The organism is Phreatobacter sp., from assembly GCF_051860605.1.
GTDB lineage: Bacteria > Pseudomonadota > Alphaproteobacteria > Rhizobiales > Phreatobacteraceae > Phreatobacter.
Genome location: NZ_JBHYDR010000005.1, coordinates 190,068 through 208,821, shown reverse-complemented (window position 1 = coordinate 208,821; position 18,754 = coordinate 190,068). Strand labels below are relative to the sequence as shown.

General features: G+C 69.4%; 20 protein-coding genes and 1 tRNA gene. 9 read left to right on the top strand and 12 right to left on the bottom strand.

Translation table 11 applies throughout. The annotated features are described in order from the left end of the window. Positions 1–92: 92 nt before the first annotated feature. From ffh to rplS, 5 genes are all read left to right on the top strand, one after another. Entirely contained in the window at positions 93–1,631 is a 1,539-nt protein-coding gene (gene ffh / locus ACTIFS_RS10885; protein WP_439574109.1) for a signal recognition particle protein, read from the top strand. Positions 1,632–1,694: 63 nt separating this feature from the next. Continuing rightward, positions 1,695–2,051 (top strand): 30S ribosomal protein S16, encoded by a 357-nt coding sequence (gene rpsP, locus ACTIFS_RS10880; protein ID WP_439574108.1) that lies wholly within the window; start codon positions 1,695–1,697, stop codon positions 2,049–2,051. A gap of 225 nt (positions 2,052–2,276) precedes the next feature. Beyond that, positions 2,277–2,813, top strand: a complete 537-nt coding sequence (gene rimM / locus ACTIFS_RS10875) for a ribosome maturation factor RimM (protein ID WP_439574107.1) — start codon at positions 2,277–2,279, stop codon at positions 2,811–2,813. Further along, positions 2,810–3,502, top strand: coding sequence for a tRNA (guanosine(37)-N1)-methyltransferase TrmD (gene trmD, locus ACTIFS_RS10870; protein ID WP_439574265.1), 693 nt, complete (start codon positions 2,810–2,812; stop codon positions 3,500–3,502). The genes rimM and trmD overlap by 4 nt, the downstream gene beginning before the upstream one ends. A 214-nt stretch (positions 3,503–3,716) precedes the next feature. Further along, complete coding sequence (gene rplS, locus ACTIFS_RS10865; protein ID WP_439574106.1) at positions 3,717–4,094, top strand: 50S ribosomal protein L19; 378 nt, start codon at positions 3,717–3,719, stop codon at positions 4,092–4,094. Positions 4,095–4,178: 84 nt separating this feature from the next. Here rplS and ACTIFS_RS10860 read toward each other — a convergent pair whose 3' ends face one another. The 5 genes from ACTIFS_RS10860 to ACTIFS_RS10840 form a co-directional block, all read right to left on the bottom strand. Beyond that, a complete protein-coding gene (locus ACTIFS_RS10860) occupies positions 4,179–4,910 on the bottom strand; it encodes an ABC transporter ATP-binding protein (protein ID WP_439574105.1) in 732 nt (243 codons plus the stop codon). Then, positions 4,910–6,607 carry an HlyD family secretion protein gene (locus ACTIFS_RS10855; protein ID WP_439574104.1) on the bottom strand — a complete coding sequence of 566 codons (1,698 nt, stop codon included), beginning with the start codon at positions 6,605–6,607 and terminating at the stop codon, positions 4,910–4,912. The genes ACTIFS_RS10860 and ACTIFS_RS10855 overlap by 1 nt, the downstream gene beginning before the upstream one ends. Before the next feature lie 91 nt (positions 6,608–6,698). Then, complete coding sequence (locus tag ACTIFS_RS10850) at positions 6,699–8,024, bottom strand: flavin-containing monooxygenase (RefSeq protein ID WP_439574103.1); 1,326 nt, start codon at positions 8,022–8,024, stop codon at positions 6,699–6,701. After that, entirely contained in the window at positions 8,014–8,994 is a 981-nt protein-coding gene (locus tag ACTIFS_RS10845) for an NAD-dependent epimerase/dehydratase family protein (RefSeq protein WP_439574102.1), read from the bottom strand. Before ACTIFS_RS10845 ends, ACTIFS_RS10850 begins: the two co-directional genes overlap by 11 nt. Positions 8,995–9,062: 68 nt before the next feature. Beyond that, the gene (locus ACTIFS_RS10840; protein ID WP_439574101.1) at positions 9,063–9,683 is read right to left on the bottom strand and encodes a TetR family transcriptional regulator; all 621 of its coding nucleotides are present in this window, start codon (positions 9,681–9,683) and stop codon (positions 9,063–9,065) included. A gap of 141 nt (positions 9,684–9,824) precedes the next feature. Between ACTIFS_RS10840 and ACTIFS_RS10835 the strand changes: the two genes are divergently transcribed. Beyond that, complete coding sequence (locus tag ACTIFS_RS10835; RefSeq protein WP_439574100.1) at positions 9,825–10,829, top strand: alpha/beta hydrolase; 1,005 nt, start codon at positions 9,825–9,827, stop codon at positions 10,827–10,829. 18 nt (positions 10,830–10,847) lie between these two features. Here the strand turns inward: ACTIFS_RS10835 and ACTIFS_RS10830 are convergent, their stop codons facing one another. The 6 genes from ACTIFS_RS10830 to ACTIFS_RS10805 all read right to left on the bottom strand — a co-directional run bounded on the left by ACTIFS_RS10830 (position 10,848) and on the right by ACTIFS_RS10805 (position 17,102). After that, positions 10,848–11,723 (bottom strand): LysR substrate-binding domain-containing protein, encoded by an 876-nt coding sequence (locus tag ACTIFS_RS10830; RefSeq protein ID WP_439574099.1) that lies wholly within the window; start codon positions 11,721–11,723, stop codon positions 10,848–10,850. Between the two features lie 57 nt (positions 11,724–11,780). Then, the gene (denD, locus tag ACTIFS_RS10825; RefSeq protein ID WP_439574098.1) at positions 11,781–12,767 is read right to left on the bottom strand and encodes a D-erythronate dehydrogenase; all 987 of its coding nucleotides are present in this window, start codon (positions 12,765–12,767) and stop codon (positions 11,781–11,783) included. Between the two features lie 106 nt (positions 12,768–12,873). Then, the gene (locus ACTIFS_RS10820) at positions 12,874–13,386 is read right to left on the bottom strand and encodes a MarR family winged helix-turn-helix transcriptional regulator (RefSeq protein WP_439574097.1); all 513 of its coding nucleotides are present in this window, start codon (positions 13,384–13,386) and stop codon (positions 12,874–12,876) included. Between the two features lie 111 nt (positions 13,387–13,497). Then, positions 13,498–14,079: an NAD(P)H-dependent oxidoreductase gene (locus ACTIFS_RS10815; RefSeq protein ID WP_439574096.1), complete on the bottom strand. Its 582-nt coding sequence runs from the start codon at positions 14,077–14,079 to the stop codon at positions 13,498–13,500. Positions 14,080–14,308: 229 nt separating this feature from the next. After that, the gene (locus tag ACTIFS_RS10810) at positions 14,309–15,766 is read right to left on the bottom strand and encodes an FAD-binding oxidoreductase (protein WP_439574095.1); all 1,458 of its coding nucleotides are present in this window, start codon (positions 15,764–15,766) and stop codon (positions 14,309–14,311) included. Positions 15,767–15,770: 4 nt separating this feature from the next. Further along, positions 15,771–17,102: a cytosine deaminase gene (locus ACTIFS_RS10805; RefSeq protein ID WP_439574094.1), complete on the bottom strand. Its 1,332-nt coding sequence runs from the start codon at positions 17,100–17,102 to the stop codon at positions 15,771–15,773. A gap of 200 nt (positions 17,103–17,302) precedes the next feature. Between ACTIFS_RS10805 and ACTIFS_RS10800 the strand changes: the two genes are divergently transcribed. From ACTIFS_RS10800 to ACTIFS_RS10790, 3 genes are all read left to right on the top strand, one after another. Further along, positions 17,303–17,377: transfer RNA gene (locus ACTIFS_RS10800), tRNA-Gly, on the top strand. 37 nt (positions 17,378–17,414) lie between these two features. After that, positions 17,415–17,612 (top strand): hypothetical protein, encoded by a 198-nt coding sequence (locus ACTIFS_RS10795; RefSeq protein WP_439574093.1) that lies wholly within the window; start codon positions 17,415–17,417, stop codon positions 17,610–17,612. Positions 17,613–17,650: 38 nt separating this feature from the next. Further along, entirely contained in the window at positions 17,651–18,175 is a 525-nt protein-coding gene (locus ACTIFS_RS10790) for a GNAT family N-acetyltransferase (RefSeq protein ID WP_439574092.1), read from the top strand. Between the two features lie 29 nt (positions 18,176–18,204). Here ACTIFS_RS10790 and ACTIFS_RS10785 read toward each other — a convergent pair whose 3' ends face one another. Continuing rightward, positions 18,205–18,714: a hypothetical protein gene (locus ACTIFS_RS10785; protein ID WP_439574091.1), complete on the bottom strand. Its 510-nt coding sequence runs from the start codon at positions 18,712–18,714 to the stop codon at positions 18,205–18,207. Between the last annotated feature and the right edge of the window lie 40 nt (positions 18,715–18,754).

The window sequence follows — 18,754 nt, the reverse complement described above, 5'->3', positions numbered from 1 at the left end:
CGCAGCGTGCGCCCTCGGGCGCGAAAGGCGTTGCGGATCCGGCGGACCGGGACCACCTTCGGGACAACCTGACGGTGAACTCTGGAGCGATCATGTTCGAAGGCCTGTCGACGCGCCTGTCCGGCATTCTCGACCGCCTCAAGGGCCGCGGCGCGCTGAGCGAGGCCGATGTCCAGGAGGCGATGCGCGAGGTACGCCGCGCCCTGCTCGAGGCCGATGTCGCGCTGGAGGTCGTCCGCTCCTTCACCGACAAGGTGCGCGATCGCGCCATCGGCGCCGAGGTCATCAAGTCGGTGACCCCCGGCCAGATGGTCGTCAAGATCGTCCATGACACGCTGATCGACACGCTCGGCACCGAGGGCGTCGCCATCGACCTCCAGGCCGTGCCGCCGGTGCCGATCATGATGGTCGGCCTGCAGGGCTCCGGCAAGACGACCACCACCGCCAAGCTCGCCAAGCGCCTCTTCGAACGCCAGAAGAAGAAGGTGCTGATGGCCTCGCTCGACACGCGCCGCCCGGCCGCGATGGAGCAGCTTGCCGTCCTCGGCAGACAGATCGGCGTCGACACCCTGCCCATCGTCGCCGGCCAGTCGCCGGTTCAGATCGCCCGCCGGGCGATCGAGGCGGCAAAGCTCGGCGGCTACGACGTGGTCATGCTCGACACGGCCGGCCGCACCCATGTCGACGAGGCCCTCATGATCGAGGTGGCCGAGGTCGAGAAGGCCGCCAGTCCGCACGAGACCCTGCTGGTCGTCGACAGCCTCACCGGCCAGGACGCGGTCAATGTGGCGCGATCCTTCACCGGCCGGGTCAATGTCACGGGCGTGGCCCTGACCCGCGTCGACGGCGACGGGCGCGGCGGTGCCGCACTGTCCATGCGCGCCGTCACCGGCAAGCCGATCAAGCTGCTCGGCACATCGGAAAAGATGGACGGCCTGGAGGAGTTTCACCCCTCCCGTGTCGCCAACCGCATCCTTGGCATGGGCGACATCGTTTCGCTGGTCGAGCGGGCAGCGGAATCGATCGATGCCGAGAAGGGCATGGCGATCGCCAGGCGCATGCAGGCCGGCCAGTTCACCATGGACGACCTCGGCGACCAGCTCGACCAGATGATGAAGATCGGCGGCATGCAGGGCCTGATGGGCATGCTGCCGGGCGTCAAGAACATGCAGAAGCAGATGGCCGGCGCCATGGACGACAAGGTGATCAAGCGCCAGCGCGCCATCATCCATGCCATGACGCCGTGGGAGCGGCGCAACCCGAAGGAGATCGACGGCAAACGCCGCCGCCGCATCGCCCGTGGTTCCGGAACCCAGCCGGAAGACATCAACAAGCTGCTCAAGATGCACCGCACCATGGCCGACATGATGAAGTCCATGGGCGGAGCCCAGGGCAAGCGCGGCCCCATGGCCGGCCTCGCCAACATGTTCGGTCTGGGCGGTGGCGGCGGCATGCCCCAGCCGACCCCCGAAATGCTCGCCGAGTTGCAGAAGAAGATGCCCGGCGGGCTTCCCGACAAGATGCCGGCCCTGCCGCCGGGACTGTCCGGCGGTCTGCCGCCCGGCTTCCCCGGCCTCGGCAGCGGCAAGCTGCCCGGCCTGCCGGGCTTTCCGTTCGGCAAGAAGAAATAGGCCGGTCCCGTTCAGCCGGCTGCCCATCCCGACACACTCGAACGACCCCCTACGGAGCAACGCATGTCCCTCAAGATCCGCCTCGCCCGCCGCGGCACCAAGAAGCGCCCGTTCTACGCCATCGTCGTCGCCGACGCCCGCTCGCCGCGCGACGGCCGCTTCATCGAGAAGCTCGGCACCTATAACCCGATGCTCGGCAAGGACCAGAAGCGCCACGACGTCGATGTCGAGAAGGCCAAGGCCTGGCTCTCCAAGGGCGCCCAGCCGACCGACCGGGTCGCGCGTTTCTTCGACGCCGAGGGCCTGATGACGCGCGAGGCGCGCAGCAATCCCGAGAAGGCCAAGCCCGGCCGCAAGGCTGTCGAGCGGGCCGCCGCCCGGGCCGAGAAGGCCGGCGCCGCGGCTCCGGCCGAAGGCTGACCTGTTGCGGCTCTCCGTGCAGGGCGACCTGCACGGAGACCCTGCGTCCTTCGCGGCTCGCTAGACGCTCGCCCTTCAGGCTGAGGAGCGGCGGCAAGTGGCATCGAAGATGTCGGGAGCACTCAGGTGGTCGCTTGCCGCCCCTTGGCGCCAGACACACACATCCTCATCCCGAGGGGCGAGCCTCGAAGGACGCACCTCCGTTCCGCAAGGCGTGCTGGATCGATGCCTGCCGACCTCATCCTCGTCGCGAAGTTCGGCGCCCCGCACGGGGTGCGCGGCGAGGTGCGGGTGAAATCCTTTACCCAGGACCCGATGGCGGTGGGCGACTATTCGCCGCTGCTGTCCCGCGACGGGCGCGCCTTCACCGTCGAGACGCTGCGTCCGGCCGGCGAGGTCCTGATCGCCCGCATCGCCGAACTGAAGGACCGCACGGCTGCCGAGGCCGTGACCAATCTCGACCTGTTCGTGCCACGCGCGCGCATTCCGGCGCCCTCCGACGAGGACGAGTTCCTGCATGCCGACCTGATCGGCATGGCGGTCGTCGCCGTCACCGGCGAGACGATCGGAACCATCATCGCCATCCACGAATTCGGGGCCGGCGACATGCTCGATGTCGCCCGTCCCGGTCGCAAGGCGGTGCTCATCCCCTTTACCCGCGCGATCGTGCCGACCGTCGACCTTGCCGGCCGCCGGGTGGTGATCGACCCGCCCGAGGGCCTGCTGGACGACACCCCGCGCGGGCCGGACGACCACGACTGATGTTCCGCGCCTCGGTCCTCACCCTCTATCCCGAGATGTTCCCGGGCCCGCTGGGCGCCAGCCTGGCCGGCCGCGCTCTCGGCACGGCCTGGTCGCTGGAGACCCTGTTTCTGCGCGACTTTGCCACCGGCAGGCACCGGGCCGTCGACGACACGCCAGCCGGCGGCGGGCCGGGCATGGTCATGCGGGCCGATGTGCTGGCCCGGGCGATCGACCATGCCGCGCCCGCGGGCGATCAGCGCCCGCGCCTCTGTATGTCGCCGCGCGGCGCTCCCTTGACACAGGGTTTCGTCAAGGAACTCTCGGCCGGCCCGGGTGCCGTCATCCTGTGCGGCCGCTTCGAGGGCATCGATGAACGGCTGATCGCGGCGCGCGGGCTGCGCGAAGTCTCCATCGGCGACTACGTGCTGTCGGGCGGTGAACTTGGCGCCATGGTGCTGCTCGACGCCGTGGTGCGCCTGCTGCCCGGCGTGATGGGCCACGAGGCCTCGGGCACGGAGGAGAGCTTCGAGGACAACCTCCTCGAATATCCCCACTACACCCGCCCCCAGATCTTCGAGGACATGCCGATCCCCGACGTGCTGGTCTCCGGCGACCATGCGAAGATCGCGGCCTGGCGCCGCCGGGAGGCCGAGCGGCTGACCCGCGAACGCCGGCCCGACCTGTGGGCGAGGCGCAAGCCCGGATAGGCGCTGGCGCCGGGCATCGTCCCCTGCTGCAACCGCAGAAAAGGGGTGACAAGGCCCGCATTTTCGACTATCGAGCCGCCTTCCGACGAGGGTCGCCCACAGCGCCGCGTCGAATCCGGACCGGCGGGTTTCTGCGGGTTCCGGACCATTCCGCAGAACCAAGACCAACAAGATGCCGGAACCCTCAAGGGTGCGGCCAGAAGGATGACGAAACATGAACCTGATCCAGACCCTGGAGGCCGAAGAGGCTGCCCGCGTCATTGGCGACAAGACCATTCCCGTCTTCGGTCCCGGCGACACCGTGATCGTCAACGTCAAGGTCCGCGAGGGTGAGCGCACCCGCGTGCAGGCCTATGAGGGCGTGTGCATCGCGCGGTCCGGCGGCGGGCTCAATGAGAGCTTTACCGTCCGCAAGATCTCCTATGGCGAGGGCGTGGAGCGCGTGTTCCCGGTTTATTCGCCGGCCATCGATTCCGTGAAGCTGGTGCGCCGCGGCAAGGTCCGCCGCGCCAAGCTCTATTACCTGCGCGACCGTCGCGGCAAGTCGGCCCGCATCGCCGAGCGCGTGGACCGGAGCGACCGCAACGCCTGATCCGCGAATTCTGCCGGACACTGTTCTGACGGACATTGGAACGGGGCCTTCGGGCCCCGTTTTGCATTGAGGGCATCCGCCCGTTCAGGCCGCTTCCTCGACGATCGCGCCGAGTGCCTCGGCGGCATCCTTCGGGCGCTGCGTCGCATCCGAGACGACCCGCCCGTCGCGGAACCGGACGACCCGGCCGGCAAAGGTGGCCACGTCCGGTTCGTGCGTGACGACCAGAACGGTCATGCCCTGCCGGTTCAACTCCTGGAACAGGGCCATGATCTCGAGAGAGGTGCGGCTGTCGAGCGCACCGGTCGGCTCGTCGGCCAGCAGGACCTTCGGGTCGTTGACCAGCGACCGGGCGATGGCCACGCGCTGCTGCTGGCCGCCGGACAACTGGGTTGGCAGGTGGTGGACCCGCTCGCCGAGGCCGACGCGCTCCAGTGCCTCCTGGGCCCGGCGGCGGCGCTCGCGGCGAGGCAGTCCCGCATAGACCATGGGCAGCTCGACATTGGAGAGCGCGTCCTGCCGGTCGAGCAGGTTGAACTGCTGGAACACGAAGCCGATCTTGCGGTTGCGGATCGCCGCCAGCCCGTCGGCGGAGAGCGCCGACACCTCCTCGCCGTCGAGCACGTAGCGGCCGGCGGTCGGCCGGTCGAGGCAGCCGACGAGGTTCATGAAGGTCGACTTGCCTGAACCCGACGGCCCCATGACGGCGACGAACTCGCCTCCCTCGACGACGACCGACACCCCGGCCAGCGCCGTCACTACCTGGTCGCCGAGCGTATAGTGCCGGGCAAGGTCGCGGGTCTCGATCAGCGCCATCAGAACATCCGGAAGCCGCGCCGCGCCGCGGGGCTCGCCTGCGGCGCCGGCCCGCCACCGACGATCAGTTCACGGCCCGCGTCCAGATCGCCCGACAGCACCTCGGTCATAACGCCATCGCTGATGCCGAGGCTGAGCGTCACGGCCTCGGCACTGCCATCGGCACCGACCACGAAGACCCGGCCCGGCTGGCCGCCATCGCGATCGCGCCGGCCGTCATAGCGGGCGCGGATGGCGGCGAGGCCCTCGCGCTGCTCGGCGGTGAGCACGGCCTCGATGCGCGTCACCATCTCCGCGCGCAGGCGCCGCATCTGGTCGAGCCGTTCCGCGCGCTCCATGCCCGGCCCGAACAGCGCGCGGAACTGCGGCCGCATCTCCTCGATGACCGCATCGACCCGCGCGGCCTGCGCGGTGTCGAGCTTCAGTTCGGTCTTGATCGCCTCGATGAATTCGCCGGCCGCCCGGCCGCCGCCTTCGCCCCCGCCACCACCGCGGCGGCCAAGACCGCGTCCCATCGGCGCACCGAAGGGACCCGCCGGCCCGGCCGCGGCCTGCGGCTGCGCGCTCGTGCCGGCCGGACGCCAGCGCAGCGCGGCATTGGGAACGCGCAACGCGCCGTCGCGCCGGTCCGTGATGATCCTGAGCGTTGCCGTCATGCCCGGCAGCAGCTCCATGCGCGGGTTCTGGAACGAGATGATGGCCGTGTAGATGACGACGTTCTGGATGGTCTGGGAGCCGAGCCTAACCAGCTTCACCTCGCCGCGGAACTGCCGGTTCGGATAGGCATTGACCGAGAAGGTCACCGCCTGCCCCGGCTTGACGCGGCCGACATCGGCCTCGTCGATATTGGCGTAGATCTCCATCGACCGGAGGTCCTGGGCCACGAGGAACAGGGTCGGCGCCTGCAGAGAGGCGGCGACCGTCTGGCCGAGCTCGACCTGCCGCTGCACCACGGTGCCGACCACCGGCGAACGCACCTCGGTATTGGCAAGGTCCACCTCGATCTGCCGCACCATCGCCTCGCGCTGGAGGATCTGGGCGTCGATGCCGGCGATCTGGGCCTGGGTCACGCCGAGCCCGGCCTCGATGGAGCGCTTGGCCGCCTCGGCCGAGGCGATCTGGGCGCGGGCGGAATCGCGCGCGGCGCGCTGCGTCACCACCGCGGTGCGCGCCTGCTCGACCTGGATCTGCGAGGAGACACCGCGCTGGCCGAGCTCGGTCTGGCGCGCCAGCGCACGGTCCGCTTCGGCAAGCTGGGCCTCGACCTGGGCGAGCTTGGCGACGACGTCGAGCCGGGCCGCCTCGGCGCGGGCGATGTCGGCGCGGACCTGCTCGACCTGCGCAGCCTGGACACCGCGCTGGGCGCGGATATTGGCAAGGTCGGCGCGCGCGCCGTCGAGCCGGGCCTTGACCTGCGTCGGGTCCAGCCGGGCGAGCACCTGGCCCTGGGCCACCTGGGTGTTGAAATCTGCCAGAATCTGGATGACCTGCCCGGAAACCTGCGAACCCACCACCACCGTGGAGATCGGGTTGATCGTGCCGGTGGCATTCACCGCCGCAACAAGATCGCCGCGATCAGCGCGGGCTGTCCGCCAGGCCGGCTGGTCTGCGACCGCGAGGGTCCCCGGCCCGGCGAACCACCAGGCGCCAGCCCCGAGGGCCGCGGCAAGAACAAGGAACAGGGTCAGGCGGCGCATGGAACGAACAGGCTCTCCGGCACAGTGTACGCCGCCAGATTACCACGGCCGCACGGGCCGATCACATGACAGTTTGGAAAGCTTGCAGCGTTCAGGCGCCGCATCGCCCGGCGGCCAGATCGGCGCGGATCTGCCCGGCATAGGCCTTGAAGTCGACCTCCAGCACATAGCGGTCGCTGTCGAGGAAAGTGTCGCGCACGTAGGCGAGATGGGCATCGATCTCGCGCTCCATGGTGGCGGCATCCGCCGGCTGGACGTGTCCCGAGATCACCCCGGCGATCCATTTCGCCTGCAGTTCGACCAGCGGAATGGTCGGGCCTATGGGCTGGACCAGGCCTGGGAAGAACAGGTCCGGCAGCGCCGGCGGCTGCAGGCGCCGGTAGAGCCTCACGGGTGCCCGGTCGGCGCGGAACAGGGCCGGGTCGAGGAAGGGGAAGCTGGTCCGATAGCCGGTGGCATGGATGATGGCGTCGAATCGCCGGCGGCTGCCGTCGGCGAATGTCACGTCCTCGCCGTCGAGGCGGGCGACATTGCCCTTCACCGTGATGCGTCCGTGGCCGATGGCGTTCAGGAGGTCCTGGCTCAGCGTGGCATGCTCCCGCCAGATCGGGTGGGACGGGCGCGGCAGGCCGAAGCGGCGCTGGTCGCCGAGCGCAATGCGCCCGAGCCGGGCCATGATCGTGCGGGTGATGCGGGTCGGCAATCCGATGCGGCGGGACAGGAAGGCCGACCAGCGGTCGGTGGGAATGCCCATGATGTATTTGGGCATGAGCCAGGCGCCGCGCCGGGTCGAGACGGTGACGCTGCGCGCACGCCGGGACAGATCGACCGCGATATCGACGGCCGAATTGCCGAGACCGACCACCAGCACGTCGCGATCCTCGAAGGGCGCGGGCGTGCGGTAATGGTGCGAATGGATCTGTTCGCCCGCAAAGGCGCCGGGAAAGTCCGGCCAGCGCGGGTCCCAGAGATGGCCGTTGGCGACGATGACCTGCGCGTAGCGGCGAACCTCGCCGGTGTCGAGCGTCACCGCCCATCCGCCCTCCCCGTCCGGCTCCACCCGCTCCACCGACGTGCGGAAGGTGACCAGCGGGCGGATGCCGAATTGGTCGGCATAGGCTTCCAGATGCTTCAGGAAGGCCGTGTGAGACAGATAGTCCGGCTGGTCGGCCGCGATCGGGAAATCGGAATAGCCGAGATTGTCGCGGCTCGTGTCGATATGCAGGCACTGATAGGCCGAGGACAGGCCGTTGTCGTTCTCGTAGCGCCACATGCCGCCGATGTCCGAGCCCTTCTCGAAGCAGTCGAAGGCAAGGCCGCGCTCCTTCAGCGCCTTGGCGACCGCAACGCCGGACGAGCCGGCGCCGATGATGCAGATGGATGCGCGGTCGCTGGCCAGGGGCTTGTCATCCGCCATCGCCGATCCCCTGCATGTCGGCCAGATGGTCCTCGATGAGGGCCGCCATGCCCGCATCCGACTGAAGGCCGAGCCGGAAGGCGGCGCCCGAGACGAAGTGTCTCGGCCAGCCATCGACGATAGCCTGCAGCGCCGGATCGGGCGCGATGGTCACGCGGGCCGCCACCTCCCGCCCGCCATGGCGGGCAAGGGCCTCGACCATCTCCTCGACGGTGACCGACAGGGCGGGCAGGTTCATGGCCCGGTTGGCCGGCAGGTCCGGTGCGGCAACGTCGTGCAGGGCGAGGAGCGCGCGCACCACGGCGCCAGCCGAGACGAGCGGCAGGACCGTCTCGGGCCTGAGCGGGGACACCGCCGGCTTGCCCTGCAGGGGCTCGCGCAGGATCGCGGCGATCCGGTCGGAGATGGCCGGCACCGCCGAGCCCGGCCTCACCAGCACGATGGGCAGGCGCAGCGAGCGGCCGTCGACGCGCCCCCTTCGGCTGGCATCGGCGATCAGGAGTTCGTTGATGGCCTTGTGCGTGCCGTAGGTGGTCGCCGGTGCCGGCCGCACGGCGTCATCGACGATGTCGGGCAGCGGCCCGCCGAACACGGCGATGGAGCTGGTGAACACCACGCGGGGACAGCCCCTGCATCCCTCGACGATCCGGCGCAGCGGCTCGACATTGACCGCATGGGCGGAGAGGGGATCGGTCTCGGCCTCCAGCGTCAGGCTGGAGGCGAGGTGGAACAGGCTGTCGAAGCCCTCGTCGACCAGCCGGGCGGAGAGGGCGGGGTCGCGGATATCGCCGGTCATCATCCGCACCGTTGCCCCGCCGCGCGGCAGGGCCGGCGCCACGCGGTCGACGAGCACGATCTCCGAGATCACCTGCTCATGGCCATCCGCACCGGCCAGCACGCCGCGGCGCGCCAGGTCCTCCACCAGTCGGCGGCCGAGAAAGCCTGCCGCGCCGGTCACAACCACTCTCATTCCCGTCCCCGGCTCTCGCTGCGCCATCGTCGGCGCAAAAGGAACATACTACTCGGTATCATGTTCAATCAAGCCGGCTCCTGGCGCGTCCTCAGCCCCTCCACCAGCGTGCGCACCATGGCCTCGGCCAGCATCCGCCGGCCGTCCGGCCCCTGGTCGGCGTCGGGCCGGTACCAGATGACGGTCCATTGCAGCGCGCCGAGCATGGTCTTCACTGCCACCGAGACCTCCAGCGCTCCCAGCGATCCGTCGTCGCGGGCCCGCTGCGCCGCCGTCTTGAACAGGCCCTCGAACCGGTCGCGGCTGGCAATCAGGTCGTCGAGCACGGCGCGCTGGGCCGGTGTGGTCGCGCCGAACCGGTGCAACTGCACACCCTGCGCGACGACGGTCTCGAATGTCAGGTTGTCCATCATGGCCATGGCATGGGCACGCAGCATGGCGGAGAGCACCGCAAGGCCATTGCCGTCCGCCTGCGCAGCCGGCTCGACGGCCGCGAACAGCCGCCGCATGCCCTCGCGGTGGACATCGAAGAACAGGTCCGTCTTGGACGCATAATGGTAGTAGATGCGCCCCTTGGTCGCCTTCAACCGGCGCGCCACATCGTCGATGCTGGTGGCGTGGAAGCCCTGCTCCATGAAGCATCGCGCGGCGGCTTCCAGAATGTCACGGGTCGGAGAAGGTTCGGTCATCGGCTCGCCATCAGCGGGGCAGGGACTGCAACCTGACCGTGCCCGGCGGCGAGGGCAACCGCGGCGTGTCTCTGGAATGACCCCGGCTTGCGCAATCACCCGCTCTGGCCACTTGCTGCATTCAAACGGAGGAGACAGGACATGGGGCGCCTTGCACGGATCATCGTCCGGACGCTGGCGGTGCTGGCCGTGCTCGCAGCCGTCACGGCCGCGGCCTTTCTCGCCAGCCCATGGCCATCCGCCACGGTGATCCGCTGGGCCTTCGAGGCCGGCGGCGCCCGCACGGCCGCCGCCCTCGCCCGCCACGTGCCGCCCGGCGTGACCACCCGCGCCAACGAGCGCTACGATCCGTCCGACCCGGAGGCCTATCTCGACATCCACCGCCCGGCGACCCCGCCGCCGGGGCAGCGGCCGACCATCGTCTGGATCCACGGCGGCGGCTTCGTCTCCGGCAGCAAGGAGGAGATCGGGAACTACCTGAAGGTGCTCGCCGGCCAGGGCTTCGTCGTGGTCGGCATCCGCTATTCGATCGCTCCCGGACACCGCTATCCGACGCCGGTGCGCCAGACCCATGCGGCACTTGCCCATCTGGTCGGTCACGCCGCGCGGCTGGGCATCGACATGGAGCGCGTCGTGCTCGCCGGCGATTCGGCCGGCGCCCATATCGCCGCCCAGACCGCCAACAGCCTAGTCTCCGCCGACTATGCCCGGCTGGTCGGCGTGACGCCGGGCATGGACAGGGCGCGGCTCGTCGGTGCGGTGCTGTTCTGCGGGCCTTACGACATCGCCATCGTCGACCGCAGCGGTCTCGGTGGCCTGTTCTTCGCCGCCACCGGCTGGGCCTATACCGGCCGGCGCGACCTGACCACGCCCCCCGAGCCGGCAGGTTTCTCGGTCGCGCGCCACCTGTCGCCCGACCTGCCGCCCCTGTTCGTCTCGGCCGGCAACGGCGACTTCCTCCTCGCCCACTCCCGGCTGCTGGTCACCGAGGCAGGCCGCCGCGGCATCAGGGTCGACGCGCTGTTCTTTCCCGACGATACCCGCCCGGCCTTGCCCCACGAGTACCAGTTCAATCTGGATACCGACGCCGGGCGCCTGGCGCTGAAGCGGGTCGTCGCCTTCCTTGACGGGCTCAAGGCGCCCTGACCGACCGAGCCGCCCGTTTCACCGGCAGGCCATCAGCGCGTCGATCATGTCGCGCACCAGCCGCGATTTCGGCCGGTCCGGCGGCAGGATCAGCAGCGTCCGGATCGGCACGGCCGGCACGAAGGGCTTCAGGACCAGCCGCGACAGATCCATGCCGCCGGCCGCATAGGATGAGACGAAGCCGAAACCCGCCCCTTCCGAGACCAGGGCGCAGACGGTGGCCGCATAGATGGTCTCGACGACGACGCGCGGCGCGGCACCGGCTTCCGCCAGCACGCGGTCGAGCCGCTGGCGCGCCCGGTCCTCGGGCACATAGGCGACATAGTCCTCACCATCGAGATCCGCCGCCGTGATGACCGCCTGTCCCGCCAGACGATGCGCTGCCGGCAGGGCACAGAGTGCCTCCGGCGCCAGGAAGGGCTGGTGGACGATGCCTGTCAGGTCGATCTCCTCGGCCGCCAGCCCGAGGTCGAAGGCGCCGTCGGCAACGCCGTCGCGGATGCTGCGCGAGGCTGCCACCATGACGGTGACGGCGATGTCGGGGTGCTGGTCCCGGAACCGCTTCACGGCCTTCGGCACGAGCGAGGAGCCGAGCGCAGACAGCGTTCCAAGCCGCAGCGCGCCCTGCCCGCGATCGCGGATGCGGGCCGCTGCCGCCCTCAGCCTGTCGACGCCGCGGAACGAGGCGTCCACCTCCTCGAAGAACTGCCGGCCCTCGGGGGTCGGCAACAGCCGGTTCTGCACCCGCGCGAACAGCGCAAAGCCCACCGACCGCTCAAGCTCCGACAACGCCCGGCTGACCGCCGGCTGGGTGACGCCCATGAGCTCGGCCGCGCGCGAGGCGGTTCCCGTGCGCATGACCGCGGTAAAGGCTTCGAGCTGGCGATGGTTCACGGCATCAGGCCATCGCGCGCGCGGGCGCGCCTGTCAACGGCCAGCGCTCGCCAAGTCTCAGGCCACCTTGCCGCCGAGTTCGTCTTCCACATGCGCGCGCACGATGTCGTCGAAGCTCGTCTCGGCGGTGAAGCCGAGCTCGGCCGCGCGCCGTGCATCGAACCGCTTCGACCAGCCGCCGACGATCCGCATGATGAGTTCGTCGGGCTCGCGACGCACCAGCTTGAGGGCCTTCTCGCCGCCGATCCGTCGCAGCGCCTCCAGCTGCTCGCCCACCGAGGCCGCAACGCCCGGCATGGCAAGGCTGCGGCGCCAGCCGAGCAGGCCCGTATCCATGGTGGCGGCATGGATGAGGAAGCCGACCGCCGAGCGGGGGCTGGCATGGGTGTGGACCACGTCCTCGCCCACCGGCAGCACGGCTTCGAGGCCCGCCAGCGGCTCGCGGATGATGTTGGAAAAGAAGCCGGATGCGGCCTTGTTGGGCTTGCCCGGGCGCACGCAGATGGTCGGCAGGCGGATGCCGATGCCGTCGAAGAAACCCTTGCGCGAATAGTCCGCGAGCAGCAGCTCGCCGATCGCCTTCTGCGTGCCGTAGCTGGTCAGCGGGGTGAGGAAGAACTCGTCGTGAATGGCGTCCGGGAACGGCGCGCCATAGACGGCGATGGACGAGGTGAACACGACGCGCGGATGATAGGGCGCCTTCACGCCCTCCTGCCGGATCGCCTCGAACAGCTGGCGCGTGCCATCCAGATTGATGTGATAGCCCTTGTCGAACTCGACCTCGGCCTCGCCGGAGACAATGGCGGCGAGGTGGAAGATCACCTCCGGGCGATCCGCCACCATGGGCCCGGCGGTGGAGGGCTGAGAGATATCGACGGCCCAGCTGGTCACCTTGCCGGCAAAGCCGGCCGGCGCCTCGGGCGCCACCACGTCGACGAGCGACAGCGCGGTGACCGGCTTGCCGCCGAGCTGGCCGTCCCTGACGAGACGGTCGGTGAGCTTGCGGCCGATCATGCCGGCCGCTCCGATGATCAGGATATGCACGGGCGTGTCCTCTTCGTTTGAAACGATTTGGACCGCAGTCTAGTGCGCAGTCTCCCGCGGTGGAACCGGGTCCCGGCGCGCAGGACCTGCGCGCGCGGCGAGGCGGTCAGGCCTCCTCGGCCTCGTCCTCGTCCTCGGCCGCCTCTTCGGCCTCGGTATGGGGCAGCAGCGTCTTCTCGACGCGCCGCAGCAGCTTGCGCAGCCGCCTGACATCCTTGCCGTCGAACTCCGCCAGCATCTCGTCCTCTGCGGCGAACCACAGGTCGTCCAGATCCGCGGCCCTGCGTTCGCCGGTCTCGGTCAGCGCGACGCGCACCAGCCGGCCGTCGCCACCCGTGGAACTCCGCCGCTCGACGAGGTCCTGGGCGGCGAGCCGGCCGACCGTCTTGGAAGCCGTCGGCGGGCGCACGCGCAACGCCGCGGCGAGGTCGCCCATCTTCATCTCGCCATTGTCAGCCAGGATCTTCAACACCTGTTCCTGGCCCGGATAGAGGCCGAGGATCGCCAGCTTGCGGGCCACCAGCGAGCGGTGCAGCCGCGCGGCGTGCTGGAGGTGGGCACCGATCGTCTTGCGGTAGGGATCGCGTGCCGCCCCCTCGCCGTCCTTGCTGCGTGACATGCAGGTTCCCCCCAGGATGCGGACCGGCTGCGGCCCGCGGGCGCCTCGACTTGGCAGCCGGCGCATGTTTCCTCGGCAAAGGTGACAAGAGCGTGACGGGTGCGAGCCGGCTCACAAAGCGGAGAGCCGCGACCGCACCCGTTCGAGGAATGCCGCCCGCGTCTCATCGGTCGCCCGGTTCATGTCGTAATGGGCGAGATAGGTAACGGAAGCCGTGAAGCGCGTCACCGCTCGCAGCACGCGCGTGCAGTAGCGGCGCGGCGGATCGCCCATCAGGAAGGCGCGCCAGCGGGTGGCGCCATAGGTCGTCACCACCGCCACCTTGCGGATATGGCTCAGCAGTCCCTGGGTGCGCCCGTCGACGAGACCGAAGGACACGCCGGGCAGGAACACCCGGTCCAGATAGCCCTTGAGCAGGGCCGGCAACCCGAAGTTCCAGACCGGGAAGACCAGCACCAGGGCCTCGGCCGCCTTCAGCCTGTCGACATGGGCCTGAACCGGCGCCGTGTTGGTGGCGAGGTCGTGGTAGCCGAGCCGCTCCTGCCGGCTCAGCACCGGATCGAAGCCCTCGGCATAGAGGTCGCAGTCGTCCACGTCATGGCCCGCCGCCTCAAGCGACTCGACCGTCGCCCGGTGCAGCGCCGCCCCGTAGCTTTCCGGGTTCGGATGACAGTAGAGGACGAGGATCCGCATCAGGACAACACTCGGGCACGGCGCCAGCCGTCACCCCCGGCGAGGCCCGTGGCGAGACGCGAACGCTGCCAGCGTCCGCGCGATGCCATGGGCGAGGGAAGGGGGTCCACAGACAGCCACCAGAATCGGCCGGAGGTGAGAGGTTGCACGTCTGGATCCCCTTCCCCTCGCTGCGCTCGGCCGGAGATGACGAATTGCAGCAGCCGGGAAGGAGCAGCCGTCGCCCGCATCAGGGCGAGACGCCCGCGGCCGCCAGGCTCTTGAACAGGAAGGTCTTGCCCGAGCGATAGTCGTAGTCCGGGTCCTCCCAGGCGATCATCTTGCCGGGATTGAGCAGGCCCTTGGGATCGGCCTCGCGCTTGAAGGCAAGCTGCACCTCGTCGGTCTGCTTCATGCCGCCTTCTTCGAGCGTGTAGCGGTGCGGATTGAAGATCGGCGCGCCCAGGTCCTCGTGGATGCGCATGATCTCCTCCAGCCGCTCCTCGGTGGTGAAGCGCACCAGCGGCAGGCCGAAACAGGTCACCTTGCCGTCGAAACGGACAAATTCGAGGTGACCCATCACCTCCTCGCCGAACCGTTCGTGGAGAGCCGTGGCCAGCTTCACCTGGTCGGGGAACGGATAGAGCACCTGCAGATAGGTGATGGCCGGGTCGACGCGCAGCGCGCGCAGCGTCGTGTGGTTCCAGGTCAGTTCGAAACCCGGCGGCAGCTTCTTGCGCTCCTCCTCCGGCACCTTGTCCGAACGCAGCAGCAGTTCGGCGCCGGCCCGCCTGGCAAGGTTCAGCGCGGCATCCACCGCGAAATCGGCGATGATGGCGATGACCACATGCTGGTCCTCGGCAATGTAGTCCTGATGGCGCAGGAAATAGGTCCGCGGCGCGGGGGCTGCCACCACGGCGATGTTCTTCTTGGCGATCCCGTCCTGTTCGCCCAGTTCGTTGGCAAAGGCGGCCGCCCGCTCGAACGTGTCGAAGCCGAGGAACAGATCGACCCACCGATAGGCCGGCCCGAGCGGCATCTCCACCTCGGTGATGATGCCGTTGGTGCCATAGGCATGGGTCACCCGCGCCAGGTCGTCGCCGCTCAGTTCGAGGACGCGCGGCTCCTCCTCCATGGTCACCACCTTCAGGCGGATGACATTGCCGGCATCGCGCAATCCCCCCCAGGTGATCGAGCCGATGCCGCCGGAGCCTCCCGCGATGAACCCGCCGACCGATGCCGTGGCATAGGTCGAGGGATGCATGCGGATTTCCTGGTTCTGCGGCCGCGCCACCTTGTCGATCTCGGCGATCACCGCACCCGCCTCGGCGACGAAGCGGCCGGGCTGCACCGCCTTCACCCGGTTCATGCCGGAAAGGTCCAGAACGATGCCGCCCGACAGCGGCATGGCCTGTCCGTAATTGCCGGTGCCGGTGCCGCGCGGCGTCACCGGAATGCCGAGCTCGAAGGCTGCCCCCAGCGTCTCGATCACCTCCTGCTCGCTGGTCGGCGAGACGATGATGTCGCCGACCACATGGTCGAGCTGGCGCTTGAGAGTGGGCGAATACCAGTAGAAATCGCGGCTCTTCTGCTTGACGAGGGCCGGATTGTCCTCGGTCTTGATGCCGGCGAGCCGCGATTTCAGCCCGGTGATGTCATAGGCCGGGCGAACGGGCGCGGCGGCAGGCTTCGGTTCGGCCTCGGTCATCGGATCAGCTCCACAAGGGGTCGAGTTCGCGGTGGTCGGGCAGTGTCGTGTCGATGGCAAGGCCGGCGCGGACCACGGTCCGGTCGGACTGGGGGCGGGACAGGAGTTCGGTCCAGGTCCGACCGCGGAACAGGACAAGGTCGGCAGGGGCGCCGGCCCGGATCGAACCGACCCCGTCGAAGCCGCAGACCGCGGCGGGCGTCGCCGTCACGCTGCGCGGCCAGTCGCCCACCGGGTGGTCGAAATGCAGGATGCGGGTTGCCTCACGATAGACCTCCAGCACGTCCAGGTCGCCATAGGCGTAGAACGGATCGCGGGTGTTGTCGGACGACACCATGACGGCGATGCCGCGCGCCTTCATCTCGTGCAGCAGCGTGACGCCCCGTCGCCGCGGCGTGCGGCCGGGGTTACGGTCCTGCAGATACATGTTGCACATCGGCAGCGACACCACGGCAATGCCGGCCTCGGCGACGAGATCGAGCGTGCGGTCCACCTCGGCCGCATCCTGGGTCGACAGCGAGCAGCAATGGCCGACCACGATGGGGCCGTTGCCAGCGCCCGACCAGCCGTGCCGGATCGCCGCCTCGGCGATCAGGCGCAGGGAATAGGCGCCCGCGTCCAGGGTCTCGTCGACATGGAAATCGAGCGGCAGACCGGCATCGAGCGCCGTGCGGACAATCGCCTCCAGTCCGCCGGGCAGGTTCGGCGACATGTAGGTGACGCAGCCGAGCCCGCCGCCATGGCGCTTCAGCAGCCCGGCCATGGCCGGCAGGTAGCCCGCCTCCACCGCGACATCGATGCCGCACAGCGAGGAGCCCTGCAGCGCGATGCGACCGCCCCAGGCCGCGCGCATGGCGTCGAAAACCGGCCAGGAAATGGCGGCCTGAGCAGGCAGCGAATCGATATGGGTGCGGATCGCGGCCGTCCCGTGGGCGAAGGCGCAGCGCAGGGAGAAATCCATGCGCGCTGCAACATCCGCCGCCGACCAGTTGGCCTCCCGGTCGGCGCCGACAGCCGCCAGCGCGCCGGGAAAGGTGCCGTCCGGATTGGCCGCGCGGGGCCAGATATGGCCCTTGTCGAGATGGGTATGGGCATCGACGAAACAGGGCAGCACCATGCCGCGGTCGAGATCGACCTCGGGGGCGTCGCCCGGCCCACCGGCGACCTCATGCGGCCCGACCGCCTCGATCCGCCCGTCGGCGACAACGATGTCCGCAAGGGCCAGCCCGTCGCCGTCGGACGCCAGCGTGGCGCCATCGGCAAGGCTGACTGGAACACTTGCCCGCACCAGCCGGTAACGGCCGGTCCGAGGCAGGGACGCAAAGCCCGATCCCATGCACGTCTCCCGCGGCGTCGCACATCGTGCCGGCGCCGGCAGCGGCGCCGCAGTGCCCGGAAATAGCCCGGCATGCCGCGGCGCGTCAAAGGCCGACTGGAGCAGGCGCCAAAAAAAGCCGAAGCGGGCCATTGCATTCGGCCGCGTCCTTTGGCATAGGAACGCCTCCCCGGCGCCCCGGTGCCGGCGGACCCACGGATGCGGGTGTAGCTCAGGGGTAGAGCACAACCTTGCCAAGGTTGGGGTCGAGGGTTCGAATCCCTTCGCCCGCTCCAGTTTTCTTTCGTCACGCTTGTTGGGCGGAGTCGGTCCATGACCTTCGGTTCGATGAAGTCGTTCATGCGCGCGCTCGATGGCGACGCCATCCGCGTCGACGGCGCCTCCGAGACCGCCCGGTTCTTCGTCCTGTCGCCCGACCGTCGCATCGAGATCGCCTCGCGCGGCATCACGATCAGCCGCCGTTCGGCCCGGCCGCGCGCCCGCATCCGCCGCTTCGTCCGCGTGAGCTGACGCCGTCCTGCGGCGCCGCCGTGTCAGCCGGACGCGACGTGATCCTCCGCCCGGCAACGGGCGCCGACATCCCCGCCATCACCGCCATCTACGGTCCGAACGTGCGGGACGGCATCGCCTCGTTCGAATATGACGTGCCGGACGCGTCCGAGATGGAAAGGCGCCAGGCGGCGATCCTCGCCGGCGGCTATCCCTATCTGGTCGCCGAGATCGACGGCGCCGTCGTCGGCTATGCCTATGCCAGCGCCTACCGCACCCGGCCCGGCTACCGCTTCGCCTGCGAGAACTCGGTTTATGTCTCGCCTGCCGCGCAGGGCCGGGGCGTCGGGCGCGCCCTGCTCGACCAGCTGATCGATGACTGCACCGCGCTCGGTTACCGGCAGATGATCGCGGTGATCGGCAATCTGGGCAATCACGGCTCCATCGCCCTGCACCGGGCCTGCGGCTTCACAGTGGTCGGCGTCCTGCCCTCCATCGGCTGGAAGCTGGACCGCTGGGTCGATTGCGTGCTGATGCAGCGCCCGCTCGGCGAGGGCGACCGCTCCTCCCCCGTCGGCCCCTGAAGGGAAACGGACCGTTTGGCTGCAATCGCCTAATTGCCCGGCAGGTCAAATGTGATCCGGGCAGTAGCGCCGGTGGCGGGGTCGTCGTTCATGCCGACCGTGACCGTATAGTAGAGCCGGCGCCCCTCGGAGGAGATCCACCAGGCTAGGGATTGCGGATCGGGGTGGCGCGCCCTGCGCGGCTCGCGTCCGCTGTTCTCGCGCAAACGTTGCTGGATGAGCCCGGCGAGTTCCCTGCGACTGGCGGTTGATGAGCCGATCTCACAGTATTTTTCAGCCCGCGGCACCGAAGGCTGCGACCAGCCCCCCGAGTAACCGCGGGCATGGAGTTCAACGAAGGGGCTCGCGCTGACTGTCCGAAACCCAAGTTCGCGTGCCTTCTCACCGGCTGATGCAAAAGCATCGCCGATCGTTGCGAGACAGATGTCGTTGAAGACGCTGAGGACCTGGCGGGCGGAGCGCTGGGTCTGCGCCCCGGCCGGAGCAGTGACGACGATGAGCAGGGCACCACCAAGGCACAGCATCCGGTACAGGGACATCGGGTCTCTCCGTCTCCAGTTCGGGACGCCGGTCGCAGCC

Excerpts from the sequence above, each read along its gene's own strand:
- ffh (WP_439574109.1), top strand. The coding sequence starts at position 93 with ATGTTCGAAGGCCTGTCGACGCGCCTGTCCGGCATTCTCGACCGCCTC.
- rpsP (WP_439574108.1), top strand. The coding sequence starts at position 1,695 with ATGTCCCTCAAGATCCGCCTCGCCCGCCGCGGCACCAAGAAGCGCCCG.
- rimM (WP_439574107.1), top strand. The coding sequence starts at position 2,277 with ATGCCTGCCGACCTCATCCTCGTCGCGAAGTTCGGCGCCCCGCACGGG.
- rplS (WP_439574106.1), top strand. The coding sequence starts at position 3,717 with ATGAACCTGATCCAGACCCTGGAGGCCGAAGAGGCTGCCCGCGTCATT.
- ACTIFS_RS10860 (WP_439574105.1), bottom strand. The coding sequence starts at position 4,910 with ATGGCGCTGATCGAGACCCGCGACCTTGCCCGGCACTATACGCTCGGC.
- ACTIFS_RS10855 (WP_439574104.1), bottom strand. The coding sequence starts at position 6,607 with ATGCGCCGCCTGACCCTGTTCCTTGTTCTTGCCGCGGCCCTCGGGGCT.
- ACTIFS_RS10850 (WP_439574103.1), bottom strand. The coding sequence starts at position 8,024 with ATGGCGGATGACAAGCCCCTGGCCAGCGACCGCGCATCCATCTGCATC.
- ACTIFS_RS10845 (WP_439574102.1), bottom strand. The coding sequence starts at position 8,994 with ATGAGAGTGGTTGTGACCGGCGCGGCAGGCTTTCTCGGCCGCCGACTG.
- ACTIFS_RS10840 (WP_439574101.1), bottom strand. The coding sequence starts at position 9,683 with ATGACCGAACCTTCTCCGACCCGTGACATTCTGGAAGCCGCCGCGCGA.
- ACTIFS_RS10835 (WP_439574100.1), top strand. The coding sequence starts at position 9,825 with ATGGGGCGCCTTGCACGGATCATCGTCCGGACGCTGGCGGTGCTGGCC.
- ACTIFS_RS10820 (WP_439574097.1), bottom strand. The coding sequence starts at position 13,386 with ATGTCACGCAGCAAGGACGGCGAGGGGGCGGCACGCGATCCCTACCGC.
- ACTIFS_RS10815 (WP_439574096.1), bottom strand. The coding sequence starts at position 14,079 with ATGCGGATCCTCGTCCTCTACTGTCATCCGAACCCGGAAAGCTACGGG.
- ACTIFS_RS10810 (WP_439574095.1), bottom strand. The coding sequence starts at position 15,766 with ATGACCGAGGCCGAACCGAAGCCTGCCGCCGCGCCCGTTCGCCCGGCC.
- ACTIFS_RS10805 (WP_439574094.1), bottom strand. The coding sequence starts at position 17,102 with ATGGGATCGGGCTTTGCGTCCCTGCCTCGGACCGGCCGTTACCGGCTG.
- ACTIFS_RS10795 (WP_439574093.1), top strand. The coding sequence starts at position 17,415 with ATGACCTTCGGTTCGATGAAGTCGTTCATGCGCGCGCTCGATGGCGAC.
- ACTIFS_RS10785 (WP_439574091.1), bottom strand. The coding sequence starts at position 18,714 with ATGTCCCTGTACCGGATGCTGTGCCTTGGTGGTGCCCTGCTCATCGTC.